This is a genomic window from Massilia sp. CT11-108 (assembly GCF_047302915.1).
GTDB lineage: Bacteria > Pseudomonadota > Gammaproteobacteria > Burkholderiales > Burkholderiaceae_D > Telluria > Telluria orientalis.
On the sequence record NZ_JBKYMO010000150.1, the window covers coordinates 1 to 12,052 of the forward strand.

At 65.1% G+C, this 12,052-nt stretch carries 10 protein-coding genes and 1 pseudogene; 9 read left to right on the top strand and 2 right to left on the bottom strand.

Annotated features, from left to right (window positions below):
• Positions 1–520: LysR substrate-binding domain-containing protein (locus ACEN88_RS14075; protein ID WP_413340479.1), on the top strand; the 520-nt coding region annotated here is incomplete at its 5' end.
• A gap of 97 nt (positions 521–617) precedes the next feature.
• On the opposite strand, the gene ACEN88_RS14080 is transcribed toward ACEN88_RS14075, so the two are convergent.
• Positions 618–827, bottom strand: coding sequence for a cold-shock protein (locus ACEN88_RS14080; RefSeq protein WP_056136492.1), 210 nt, complete (start codon positions 825–827; stop codon positions 618–620).
• A 347-nt stretch (positions 828–1,174) separates the two neighbouring features.
• Here ACEN88_RS14080 and ACEN88_RS14085 point away from each other — a divergent pair, with 347 nt between their 5' ends.
• Together ACEN88_RS14085 and ACEN88_RS14090 are read left to right on the top strand one after the other, a co-directional pair.
• On the top strand, positions 1,175–2,311 hold the full coding sequence (locus ACEN88_RS14085) for a sensor histidine kinase (RefSeq protein ID WP_413340481.1): 1,137 nt from the start codon (positions 1,175–1,177) through the stop codon (positions 2,309–2,311).
• Between the two features lie 197 nt (positions 2,312–2,508).
• On the top strand, positions 2,509–2,820 hold the full coding sequence (locus ACEN88_RS14090; protein WP_413340483.1) for a hypothetical protein: 312 nt from the start codon (positions 2,509–2,511) through the stop codon (positions 2,818–2,820).
• Between the two features lie 200 nt (positions 2,821–3,020).
• Here ACEN88_RS14090 and ACEN88_RS14095 read toward each other — a convergent pair whose 3' ends face one another.
• Entirely contained in the window at positions 3,021–3,956 is a 936-nt protein-coding gene (locus tag ACEN88_RS14095) for a LysR family transcriptional regulator (RefSeq protein ID WP_413340485.1), read from the bottom strand.
• A 144-nt stretch (positions 3,957–4,100) separates the two neighbouring features.
• Here ACEN88_RS14095 and ACEN88_RS14100 point away from each other — a divergent pair, with 144 nt between their 5' ends.
• From ACEN88_RS14100 to ACEN88_RS14125, 6 genes and pseudogenes are all read left to right on the top strand, one after another.
• Positions 4,101–4,874 (top strand): putative hydro-lyase, encoded by a 774-nt coding sequence (locus tag ACEN88_RS14100; RefSeq protein WP_413340487.1) that lies wholly within the window; start codon positions 4,101–4,103, stop codon positions 4,872–4,874.
• Positions 4,875–4,901: 27 nt separating this feature from the next.
• Positions 4,902–6,179, top strand: coding sequence for an MFS transporter (locus tag ACEN88_RS14105; RefSeq protein ID WP_413340489.1), 1,278 nt, complete (start codon positions 4,902–4,904; stop codon positions 6,177–6,179).
• Positions 6,180–6,272: 93 nt separating this feature from the next.
• Positions 6,273–9,914: a hydantoinase B/oxoprolinase family protein gene (locus ACEN88_RS14110; protein ID WP_413340491.1), complete on the top strand. Its 3,642-nt coding sequence runs from the start codon at positions 6,273–6,275 to the stop codon at positions 9,912–9,914.
• Between the two features lie 22 nt (positions 9,915–9,936).
• Complete coding sequence (locus tag ACEN88_RS14115) at positions 9,937–11,010, top strand: porin (RefSeq protein WP_413340493.1); 1,074 nt, start codon at positions 9,937–9,939, stop codon at positions 11,008–11,010.
• 97 nt (positions 11,011–11,107) lie between these two features.
• Positions 11,108–11,668: a hypothetical protein gene (locus ACEN88_RS14120; protein WP_413340495.1), complete on the top strand. Its 561-nt coding sequence runs from the start codon at positions 11,108–11,110 to the stop codon at positions 11,666–11,668.
• A 109-nt stretch (positions 11,669–11,777) separates the two neighbouring features.
• Positions 11,778–11,984 (top strand): annotated as a pseudogene (locus tag ACEN88_RS14125) (cell division protein); the annotation flags it as partial.
• Between the last annotated feature and the right edge of the window lie 68 nt (positions 11,985–12,052).

Genomic DNA, 12,052 nt, shown 5'->3' on the forward strand with positions numbered 1-12,052 from the left:
CGCGCGCCTGGAAGCGCAGATGGAAAAGGGCGACGTCGACCTCGCGGTGCTGACGCCGGAAGGCATCGCGGAGTCTCTCCGTTCGCGTCCGCTGTTCGAGGAGCGCTACGTCTTCATCGCGCGGCGCGGCCACCCGGCGCTGCGCCGGCCGCTGGATACGGCGCGGTTCTGCGAACTGGAACACGTGATGGTCTCGCCGCGCGGCGGCAGCTTTACCACGCCGGTCGACGAGGTGCTCGATGCGCAGGGCCTGCGGCGCCGCGTCGTCGTGTCGGCGTCGACGTTCCACTCGGTGCTGGACCTGGTCGAACGCTCCGACCTCGTCGCCCTCGTGCCGGCCCGCATGGTGGAAGGGCGTCCCAATCGCCTGCGCGTGCTGGAACCGCCGCTGCCGGTTCCCGGCTTCGCCATCCGCATGGCCTGGCATAACCGCAACCACGGCGACGCGGCGCAGCGCTGGGTGCGGGAGCAGCTGGTGGCGTTTGCGCGCGAGGCGCCGCGTTTCGGACATCCAAAATAAAAAAACGGATTCACATTACATGAATCCGTTTTCTTTTTATTGCGGTTGAAACGCCCACGCTATCTGCGTGGTGCATTTCGGCAATTAATCAGACCGATTAAATAGCGCGGATATTTCCGGCTTTTTCGCCCTTGGGGCCGGTCGAGCGCACGAACGAGACGCGCTGGTTTTCGGCAAGGCTCTTGAAACCTTCCGATTGAATGTCCTGGAAATGGGCGAACAGGTCGCCGCCGCCTGCGTCAGGCGTAATGAAGCCGAAGCCTTTGGAATCGTTGAACCATTTCACGGTGCCGGTTTGAGTAGTCATTTTGTTTCAGTCCTTAAAGTTGCTTTGGGCAAGACGCCCGGAATGCAGTACGACCAAGAGAGTAAGGAGGAAATCAAACAGGACCGCCGGGAGGCGAACGGGAGAGAAAGACCAACAATAACAACGACTTGATGTAGTGCCAGAAGAAAGATACAGGACTTTCCCGAATTCACCTAATTATTTCGGATTTATTTTCGATAGGCAGGTTTTGTCGAATTATCCATTGGGTGGGGAATAACGCTGTTATTATCATTTACCCCTTCGATGCGAATGTCGCGGAATCGGGTAATACAAGGTTATTTATGACAACGAGGCAATATAGGCTTGCCGATTTCATACGCGACAATATGGAAGCGATCCTGCAGGAATGGGAGAATTTTGCGCGCACGATCGAACCGCCGGCCTTGACGATGGATGACGAAGAGCTACGCGATCACGCGCGCCTGATGCTGCTCACCTTCGCGGACGATCTCGGCTGCCACCAGTCCGACCGGGAGCGTATCGCCAAATCCAGGGGGCAGGGCAAGCACGACGGCGAGGAAACGGCCGCCGAAGCGCATGCCCAGGCCCGCCTGTTGTCCGGCTATACCGTCGTGCAACTGGTGTCCGAGTACCGCGCCCTGCGCTCGAGCGTGCTGGCGTTGTGGCGGGACGCGGCGCCCGGGAGTCGCGCCACGGACATGGGCGACATGGTGCGCTTCAACGAGGCGGTCGACCAGGCCCTGGCCGAGTCGGTGGCGCGGTATGAGCAACTGGTCAAGCAATCGCAGAACATGTTCCTCGCGATCCTCGGCCACGATCTGCGCAATCCGCTGGGCACGCTGGTCAGCGGGGCGAGTTTCGTCATGCAGGCAACCGATATCCCGCCGAAGTACATCCTCGTGGCGACACGGATGTTCAGCAGCGCCAAACGCATGAGCAAGCTGGTCAACGACCTGATCGACTTCACCCGCACCCATCTGGGGCCGGGCATGCCGATCCGCGTCCGGCAGGGCAGCATGGTGTCGGTGTGCCGGCAGGTGGTCGATGAATTGCGCACCTTCCATCCGGAGCGGTGGATCGAACTGGACGTGCCGCCCCTGCTGGATGCCGTGTTCGACGACGGCCGCGTCGCACAGATGCTGTCCAACCTCATCGGCAATGCCATCCAGTACGGCGACAAGAATGCCCCGATCCGGGTCGGCCTGACCGCCACCGACGACGATATCATCCTTGCCATCAATAACCAGGGCCCGCCGATCCCGCCCGACAAGGTGTCGACCGTGTTCGAGCCCCTCGTCCGCGTCGCCGCCCGCATCGGCAGCGACCAGGCCGAGCACACCAGCCTCGGTATCGGCCTGTTCATCGCGCGCGAAATCGTGCACGCCCATGGTGGGCAGATCCATGTCGCGTCGAATGCGGAGGATGGCACGACCTTCACGGTGACGCTGCCGCGGCGCGCGCAGGATCGGCGGTTGGCCGACGGCCCGTCCAGCAACGCCTGAGCGGCATTTGCATAATTGCTGTATCGTGTGTCCACGCGTCCCGGATTGTTGTCCTCCTTGCCATGCCCTTCGGGGCGGTCCTGTCTAGCTCTCTTCCGTCATCAAGCTTTGCTGCCGTTGCACGACCCGCGATGGGACGGGCGACTTCTCCGTGCCGCGTATCACCAAGACAACCATAAGGCTGAAACAGAACTGCGATGAATGAAGAATCCTACGATATGGATGATGCAGTGGCGGCCATCGAAGCACTCCATGACGCGCTTGCGTGCGATCTGGAGGAGCTGGAAACGCGTATCCGCGCACTGGGGCATTCCGTTCTCCTCGTGCCGGAACCCGGCAACCCGGAAGTGTCCGAATTTTTCGAAGCGCGCGCATCCCTGCACAGCGGCCTGGCCAGTATTGCCGAGGTATTGGCATGGATCCAGTTGAAAACCGAAGAAGATCCCGAAGGTGAAGTCGCCACCGCCCTCCAGCCTCTGCCGAAGCTGCGCGGATGCGTGATCCATTAATTTGACTGGAGAAAACAATGAGTAAAAGCCAGGACGCGAAAAAGTCCACGAAGAAGGAACCGGCCAAGACCGCAAAGGAAAAGAAGGCGGACAAGAAAGTCAAGAAGGAAGAGAAAAAGCGCCAGCAATGACGCTGTCGCCGCGCCGTCCGGCCTGACGGACGCGCTCAGCCCGGGCTCTCGCCCAGCCCAGGCTCTCGCTCAGCCCAAGCTCTCGATATACTGCCCGTCCACCTGCGCGCAATACTCCGCGCAGGCCGCGCGCACCGCAGACGCCGCCGCATGCACCGCCACGGGCGCGTTCGTGCGCCGGCTCATCGACACGATGATCGGCGGCGGCACGGGCTGCAGCGGCACCTCCATGAATTCGCCGTTCTCGAGATGGCTACTGACGAACAGCCAGGGAATCGCGGCCACGCCGAAGCCGTTGCGGATCAGCTGGATGATGGCGGCCACGGACGGCGAACAGGTGATGCGCGTCTGTTCCAGCGGCACCGCGCTCAGGTTGGCGAGCCGGGTGACGATGTCTTCCAGCATCCGGTGCGGCTGCGTGCCGCGCCCGAACGTCAGGATCGGGAATTGCAGCAGGCGTTGCGCCAGGCCTTCGCGCTGCGGTGCCAGCAGGCCCGCGCGCGCGATCCAGCGCACGGGATAGACGGCCAGCGGCTCGGACGTGATCTCGCTGCTGTTCACGCCTTCGATGCCGACCACCAGGTCGAGCTCTCCCGCCAGTAAACGTTTTTCCAGCGTCGTGCTCATGTCCACGACGAGATCGATTTCCAGCTCCGGGAAACTGGCGTTCAGCTGGCGTACGGAATGCGCGAGCCAGCTGTGCACCACCGTCTCGATCACCCCCAGCCGCAGCCGGCCCCGCACCGCGCTTTCCGTGCGCGCCGCCTCGCGCAGGCGCCGCGTCGCGTCCACGACGGCCTTCGCGTGGTTCAGCAGGTAGTCCGCGTTCGGCGTCAGCCGGAATTCGCGCGTGCTGCGGTCGATGAGTTCCGTCTGCAGTTCTTCTTCCAGTGCCTTGATCCGCAGCGAGATCGCCGCCGGCGTCGCATGCATGGCGCGGGCCGTCGCGCGGACGCTGCGCAGCTGGGCAAGGGTGATCAGGGTTTCGAGGAAACGTGTATTCATGGCGTCAAGAATACTTTATGCATGAGGGGAACGGATCAAAAGCGCGTTTAGGAAAACTTAACACATGCGGTAAAAATAAGTGGTTTGGCGGAAACGGACGATGCATCTATGCTTGTTTCCATGTCATTACCACGCGAGAAATCCATGAAACCGATCCAGTTCCGTCGCCTGGTCCGCGCGGGCGAATTCCGCAAGCCGACCGCCGGCGTCTGCGGCGGCTATGCCCAGGCCAATCTCGTCATCCTGCCGGACGCGCATGCCCATGATTTCCTGCGCTTCGCCCAGCGCAATCCGAAAGCCTGTCCGCTGCTCGCGGTTGGCGAGCCGGGCGCGTGGAACGTGCCGGCGCTCGGCGCGGATCTCGACCTGCGCACCGATGTCCCGGCCTATTACGTGTACCGCGACGGCGAGCTGGCGGAAGCGCCGGTGTCGCTGGAAGGCCTGTGGCGCGACGACCTGGTCGCGTTCGCGATCGGCTGTTCGTTCTCGTTCGAGGAAATGCTGCTGGCCGCCGGCATCCCGCTGCGCCACATCGAACAGGGCCGGAACATCGCCATGTACCGCACGAACATCCCGAACGCGGCGGCGGGGCCGTTCGGCGGGAACATGGTCGTGTCCATGCGCCCGTTGAAGGCGCAGGACGCGATCCGCGCGATCCAGATCACGAGCCGCTACCCCGCGATCCACGGGGCACCGGTGCACCTGGGCGACCCGCGCCTCATCGGCATCGCCGACCTGGCGCGGCCCGACTACGGCGACGCGGTCGAGGTCATGGCGGACGAGATTCCCGTGTTCTGGGCCTGCGGCGTCACGCCGCAGGAGGCGATCCGGGCGGCGCGCCTGCCGTTCGTGATCACCCATCGCCCGGGCTACATGCTGGTGACCGACATACCCAACGCTTCGCTGGCGACGCTGTAAAAAAACAAACCCACAAACGGAGACGACATGAACACACAAGAACTCGCGCAGGAGCGCGCGGAGGATACGAGCCATTTCGGCTGGCTGCGCCAGCTCACGAAAACGGAGCGCCGCACCTTCATCGGCTGCAAGGTCGGCTACGCGCTGGACGCGATGGACACGCAATTCCTCAGCTTCGTCATTCCCACGCTGATCGCGACCTGGGGCCTGTCGAAAGGCGACGCCGGCCTGATCGGCACCGTCACGCTGCTCACGTCGTCGCTCGGCGGCTGGCTGGCCGGCATCCTGTCGGACCGCATCGGCCGCGTGAAGACGCTGCAGCTGACGATCCTGTGGTTCGCGCTGTTCACGGTGCTGAGCGGCTTTGCCCAGACCTTCGACCAGCTGCTCGTGACGCGCGGCCTGATGGGCTTCGGCATGGGCGGCGAATGGACGGCCGGCGCGATCCTGATGGGTGAGGTCATCCGCGCGAAGGACCGCGGCAAGGCGGTCGGCATGGTGCAGGCCGGATGGGCCCTCGGCTGGGGCGTCTCGGCGCTGCTGTACGCGCTGATGTTCTCGCTGCTGCCCCCCGAACTGGCGTGGCGCTCGCTGTTCCTGCTGGGGATCCTCCCCGCCATCTTCGTCATCTACATCCGCCGCTTCGTGGAAGAGCCGGACGTGTTCCTGGCCGAGCAGCGCCGCGGCGCACAAGCGGAGCAGGCGAAGTTCACCGAGATCTTCTCGCCGCAGATGCTGTCGACGACCGTGCGCGCCGTGCTGCTGACGACCGGCGCGCAGGGCGGCTACTACGCGATCACGACCTGGCTGCCCACGTTCCTGAAGACGGAACGCCACCTGACGGTGCTGGGCACCGGCGGCTACCTGGCGATGGTCATCGCCGGCTCGTACGTCGGCTACATCGTCAGCGCCTACCTGACGGACCGCCTGGGCCGCAAGCGCAACTTCATCCTGTTCGCGGTCGGCTCGCTGGCGATCGCGCTGGCCTACACCCGGCTCCCGGTCACCGATAACGTGATGCTGCTGCTCGGCTTCCCGCTCGGCTTCCTCGTCTCCGGCGTCTTCAGCGGCATGGGCGCGTTCCTGACCGAGCTGTTCCCGACCCGCATGCGCGGTTCGGGCCAGGGTTTCTGCTACAGCATGGGGCGCGCGATCGGTTCGCTGTTCCCGTTCGCGATCGGCGCGGTCGGCCAGACGGTCCCGCTGGGCCACGCCATCGGCCTGTTCGCGGCCGGCGCCTACGGGATCATGGTCCTGGCCGCGCTGACCCTGCCCGAGACCCGCGGCAAGCGCCTCGAATCCTGATCCTTCCCTGATTTCACACACGACGATATCGCGCGCGGCGCACGAGGGCACCGCTGTGCCTGTGCGCCCCCCGATTCTTGAAGAGGCAAGACCATGTACCCACAGACCAACCACGACAACACGCCGCGCCAGCGCTGGCAATTCTGGATCGACCGCGGCGGCACGTTCACCGACATCGTCGCGCGCAAGCCGGACGGCGCGCTGGTGACGGCCAAGCTGCTGTCCGAAAATCCCGAGCAGTACCGCGACGCCGCCGTCGCCGGCATCCGCCGCCTGCTCGGCATCGCGCCCGACGCGCCGATCACGCCCGACCTCGTGGAAGCCGTCAAGATGGGCACGACGGTGGCGACGAACGCCCTGCTGGAGCGCAAGGGCGAGCGCACCGCGCTGCTGATCACCAAAGGGTTCAGGGACGCGCTGCGCATCGCCTACCAGAACCGTCCGCGCCTGTTCGACCGCCATCCCGTGCTGCCGCAGCTGCTGTACGAACGCGTCGTCGAAGTCGACGAGCGCGTGGGCGCGCACGGCGACGTGATCGTGCCGCTCTATACGGCTGCCGTACGTATGCAACTGGCCGACTTGCATGCCGCCGGCTTCCGCTCCGTCGCGATCGTGCTGATGCACGGCTACCGCTACCCCGATCACGAGCGCACGATTGCCGCCATCGCGGCGGAAACCGGCTTCACGCAGGTGTCCGTCTCGCACCAGGTCAGCCCGATGATGAAGCTCGTCTCGCGCGGCGACACGACGGTCGTCGATGCGTACCTGTCGCCGATCCTGCGCCGCTATGTGGACCAGGTCGCGGCCGAGATGGAAGGCGTGCGCCTGCTGTTCATGCAGAGCAATGGCGGCCTGACGGGCGCGCACCGCTTCCAGGGCAAGGACTCGATCCTGTCCGGTCCCGCCGGCGGCATCGTCGGCATGGTCGGTACGGCACGCAAGGCCGGCTTCGACAAGCTGATCGGCTTCGACATGGGCGGCACGTCCACCGACGTGTCGCACTACGCGGGCGAACTGGAACGCGAATTCGAGACGCAGGTGGCCGGCGTGCGGATGCGCGCGCCGATGATGAGCATCCACACGGTGGCGGCGGGCGGCGGTTCGGTGCTGCACTTCGACGGCAGCCGCCTGCGCGTCGGCCCGGACAGCGCGGGCGCGAATCCCGGCCCGGCCAGCTACCGCCGCGGCGGTCCGCTCACGGTCACCGACTGCAACGTCATGCTCGGCAAGATCCAGCCCGCGCACTTCCCGGCGGTGTTCGGCCCGCACGCGGACGAGCCGCTGGACGCGGCCATCGTGCGCGAAAAATTCTCGGAGATCGCCGCGCGCATCGAACGCGAGACGGGCCAGCGCCGCACGCCGGAAGAGGTGGCCGAAGGCTTCCTGGAGATTGCGGTCGGCAGCATGGCCAACGCCATCAAGTTCATCTCGGTGCAGCGCGGCCACGACGTGACGGAATACACGCTGGCCACGTTCGGCGGCGCCGGCGGCCAGCACGCGTGCCTGGTGGCCGACGCCCTCGGCATGACCCGCATCTTCGCCCACCCGTTCGCCGGCGTGCTGTCCGCGTACGGCATGGGCCTCGCGAGCCAGACGGCGATGCGCGAGCGGACCATGGAAACGGCGCTGTCCGACGACACGACCGGCGCGGTGCGCGCCGCGCTCGATGCGCTGGCGCGGGAAGCGACCGATGAACTGCTGGCGCAGGGCATCGCGCTTGATGCCGTGCGCGTCGTCAAGCGGGCGCACCTGCGCTACGAAGGCACGGATTCCGTCATCATCGTGCAGCACGACAGCGTGGCCTCGATGCAGGTGCAGTTCGAGGAAGCGTACGGCAAGCGTTATTCGTTCCTCATGCCTGACAAGGCGATCGTCATCGAGGCGATCTCGGTGGAAGCGATCGGCGCCACGGACGCCGGCAGCGCGCACGCCGCCGATCCCGCACCGCGCACCGCGCCGCTGGCACCGCACGAGACGGTGGCCGTGTATTCGGGCGGCGAGTGGCACGACAGCGCGCTGTACCTGCGCGCGCAGACGCGGCCTGGCGACCGCATCGCGGGCCCCGCGATCATCGTCGAGGCGAACGGCACCAACGTGGTCGAACCGGGCTGGATCGCGGAAGTCACGGCGGACGACAACCTCGTGCTTCAGCGCGTGGCGCCGCGCGCGCGCCGCAAGGCCATCGGCACCGAGGCCGATCCGGTCATGCTCGAAGTCTTCAACAACCTGTTCATGAGCATTGCCGAGCAGATGGGCCTGCGCCTGCAGAACACGGCGGTGTCGGTGAACATCAAGGAGCGCCTGGACTTCTCGTGCGCGCTGTTCGACGCCGAGGGCAACCTGATCGCCAACGCGCCGCACATCCCCGTCCACCTGGGATCGATGGGCGCGAGCATCCGCACCGTGATCGAAGCGAACCGCGGCCGCATGCGCGCGGGCGACGTCTACATGCTCAACGACCCGTACCACGGCGGCACGCACCTGCCGGACATCACCGTGATCACGCCCGTGTTCGACCGGGCAGGGAAGGACATCCTGTTCTACGTGGCGTCGCGCGGCCACCATGCGGACGTGGGCGGCATCGCGCCCGGGTCGATGCCGGCGAACAGCCGCAGGGTCGAGGAAGAGGGCGTCCTGATCGACAACTTCCAGCTGGTGCGCGAAGGCCGCTTCCTGGAACGCGAGACGATGGCGCTGCTGCGGTCGGGCGACTACCCGTGCCGCAACGTGGCGCAGAACATCGCCGACCTGCAGGCGCAGGTGGCCGCGAACCAGAAGGGCGTCGAGGAACTGCTGAAGATGGTCGACCAGTTCGGGCTCGACGTCGTGCAGGCCTACATGCGGCACGTGCAGGACAATGCCGAGGAAGCCGTGCGCCGCGTCGTCGGCGCGCTCACGGACGGCAGCTACACGTACCGCCTGGACAACGGCGCCGAGATCAAGGTGGCGATCCGCGTGGACCACGCGGCGCGCACGGCCGACATCGACTTCACCGGCACGTCGCCCCAGCTCGACAACAATTTCAATGCCCCGAGCTCGATCTGCATGGCGGCCGTGCTGTACGTGTTCCGCACGCTCGTCGACAACGACATACCGCTCAACGCGGGCTGCCTGAAGCCGCTGAACGTGATCATCCCGGCAGGGTCGATGCTCAATCCGCGCTATCCGGCGGCCGTCGTCTCGGGTAACGTGGAGACGTCGAGCTGCATCACGAACGCCCTGTACGGCGCGCTCGGCGTGCAGGCGTCGTCGCCCGGCACGATGAACAATTTCACGTTCGGGAATGCGGACTACCAGTACTACGAAACCATCGCGGGCGGCTCGGGCGCGGGCGAGGGTTTCAATGGCACCGACGTCGTCCAGACCAACATGACGAACTCGCGCCTGACGGATCCGGAGGTGCTCGAATGGCGCTATCCGGTGCGCCTGGACAGCTACGAAATCGCGCACGACTCCGGTGGCCGCGGACGCTGGCATGGCGGCAATGGCGGCGTGCGCAGGATCCGCTTCCTCGCGCCGATGACGGCCTCGATTCTGTCGAACAACCGCATCGTCCCGCCGTTCGGCATGGCGGGCGGAGAGCCCGGCAAGTGCGGCCGCAACTACGTCGTGCGCGCCGGCGGCAGGGTCGAGGAACTCGGCTTCGTGGCGACGACGGAGGTGCAGCCGGGCGACGTGTTCGTCGTCGAGACGCCAGGCGGCGGCGGGTATGCGCCGGCCGCGAACTACGAATAACCACAACGAGAAAGGGACAACGATGAAAACAATCCTGTGTGCCGGCGCGCTGGGCGCGCTCTGCATGAATGCCGTCGCCGCGGATGGCGCGTCGGTCAGCGTGTATGGCCTGGTCGACGTCGCGCTCGTCCGGGAAACGGGCGGCAGCGGCGGCGACGTCACCAAGCTCACGAGCGGCGTGGGCGCCGGCTCGCGGCTCGGCTTCAAGGGCCGCGAAGAACTGGGGAACGGCATCGCCGCCATCTTTTTGCTGGAGAGCGGCTTCCAGGCCGACACCGGCGCGCTGGGGCAGGGCGGGCTGCTGTTCGGGCGCCAGGCATATGCGGGGCTGCAGGGCGGCTTCGGCACGCTGACGGCGGGCCGCCAGTACACGCCGCAATACCTGACGGTGGTGATGGCCGATCCGTTCGCCTCCGGCTACGCGGGCGATTCGAAGAACCTGATGGCCCCGACCGGCAACTCGGCCAGCCGCATGGACAACTCGCTGAAATACGTATCGCCCGCCATCGGCGGCGTGAGCGCGGAACTGGTGTATGGCGCCGGCGAGGTGACGGGAGACAGTGCAGCCGGCCGCCAGTTCGGCGGTGCGCTCGACTACACCAGCGGCCCGCTGCGCGTGCGGCTCGGCTACCACAACCGCAACAACGACACCGCGGCAATCAAAAATGCGGGCAGCGCGAAGAACACGGTGCTGGCCGCGGTCTACGACTTCGGCGTCGTGAAGGCGCACGTCGCGTACGGCGTCGACAAGGGCCTGAACAGTTCCCTGCTGCGCAACACGGCGAACCCGTACGGCCGGCCCGTCACGCCGGTCGCATCGAGCGACAGCCGCGACGTGCTGCTCGGCGCGACGATCCCGTCCGGCCCGCACACGTGGATGGTGTCGTGGATCCACAAGGACGACCGCGGCGCGCTCGACCAGGATGCGAGCCAGTATGCGCTGGGCTACCGCTATGCGCTGTCGCGCCGGACCGAGCTGTACACCTCGATCTCGCACATCGTGAACCGGCATGGCGCCAGCTATACGGTGGGCAGCGCCATCGAAGGGGGATCGGGGAACGGGGCGGTCGATGTGGGGATACGGCATGCGTTTTGATTGCGTAGGCATTCAAGACGATTAAGCTTGCCAAAACCCGATGGAAATACATGCTGTATGACCATGCAGCATGTATTTCCATCATACCGGATGCACCATGTCTCCTTCTCCCTTGCTTACGCCCGAAGTCGTCCTGCGAAACTACTTTCATGCCAAGGATGAAAATCGCCCCTGTTTGCTGGACCGCGTTTTCACATCCGATGCATCGCTCCACATCGACAATAGTTGCAGCAACATCACGTTCCCGACAGTCACGCAAGGGCGCGGCGCCATCGCCGATACGCTGGTCACGCAGTTCAACAAGACCTACGAGAACATCTACTCTTTCTATCTGGCGCGCCCGCCGGAAGCTGCCGATGCTTTCTGCTGCGCGTGGCTCGTCGGAATGACAGAGAAGGACACGAAGAACACCCGCGTCGGATGCGGCGCCTACGACTGGACGTTCAGTTCCGGATCGCCGCGTTTGGCCAGCGCGCTCGTGATTTCCATCCATGCCATGGTGGTGCTTCCGCCGAGCACGGCCAGTCTGGTATTTCCGTGGCTCCAGCGCGCGGGCTACCCTTGGACTTCGGCAGCGCAGGCTTGCAAATTCGCGCCGCCGCTGCCTGAGCTGGATCCCGTTGTTCAGTATCTCAGGCGCCAGGCCATCGGCGCCTGAGCCTTCCATCGAGAGGACACGCCTCGTCCTCTAATTCAAGAAGATTAACCTTGCCAAAACCTGATGAGAATAGTACTGTATGTTTATACAGTATTTCTTCGCATCATACATGAATTGCTCAGGTTCAATATCTGCAGCGCCGGAATCCTTGCATCCGTCGCTCTGGCTTGCCTCGCAGCTGGCGCGTAGCGACACGCGCTGCATCGATACCGGCCATCCCACGCTGTCCGCCCAGTTGCCGGGCGGCGGTTGGCCGACGGGCACGCTCGTCGACCTGCTGCTGCAACAGCCCGGCATCGGCGAGATGCGCCTCGTCCTCTAATTCAAGAAGATTAACCTTGCCAAAACCTGATGAGAATAGTACTGTATGTTTATACAGTATTT

What these genes read in the sequence shown, in the direction of transcription:
- ACEN88_RS14080 (WP_056136492.1), bottom strand. Translation starts at nt 827, where the DNA reads ATGACTACTCAAACCGGCACCGTGAAATGGTTCAACGATTCCAAAGGC.
- ACEN88_RS14085 (WP_413340481.1), top strand. Translation starts at nt 1,175, where the DNA reads ATGGAAGCGATCCTGCAGGAATGGGAGAATTTTGCGCGCACGATCGAA.
- ACEN88_RS14090 (WP_413340483.1), top strand. Translation starts at nt 2,509, where the DNA reads ATGAATGAAGAATCCTACGATATGGATGATGCAGTGGCGGCCATCGAA.
- ACEN88_RS14095 (WP_413340485.1), bottom strand. Translation starts at nt 3,956, where the DNA reads ATGAATACACGTTTCCTCGAAACCCTGATCACCCTTGCCCAGCTGCGC.
- ACEN88_RS14100 (WP_413340487.1), top strand. Translation starts at nt 4,101, where the DNA reads ATGAAACCGATCCAGTTCCGTCGCCTGGTCCGCGCGGGCGAATTCCGC.
- ACEN88_RS14105 (WP_413340489.1), top strand. Translation starts at nt 4,902, where the DNA reads ATGAACACACAAGAACTCGCGCAGGAGCGCGCGGAGGATACGAGCCAT.
- ACEN88_RS14110 (WP_413340491.1), top strand. Translation starts at nt 6,273, where the DNA reads ATGTACCCACAGACCAACCACGACAACACGCCGCGCCAGCGCTGGCAA.
- ACEN88_RS14115 (WP_413340493.1), top strand. Translation starts at nt 9,937, where the DNA reads ATGAAAACAATCCTGTGTGCCGGCGCGCTGGGCGCGCTCTGCATGAAT.
- ACEN88_RS14120 (WP_413340495.1), top strand. Translation starts at nt 11,108, where the DNA reads ATGTCTCCTTCTCCCTTGCTTACGCCCGAAGTCGTCCTGCGAAACTAC.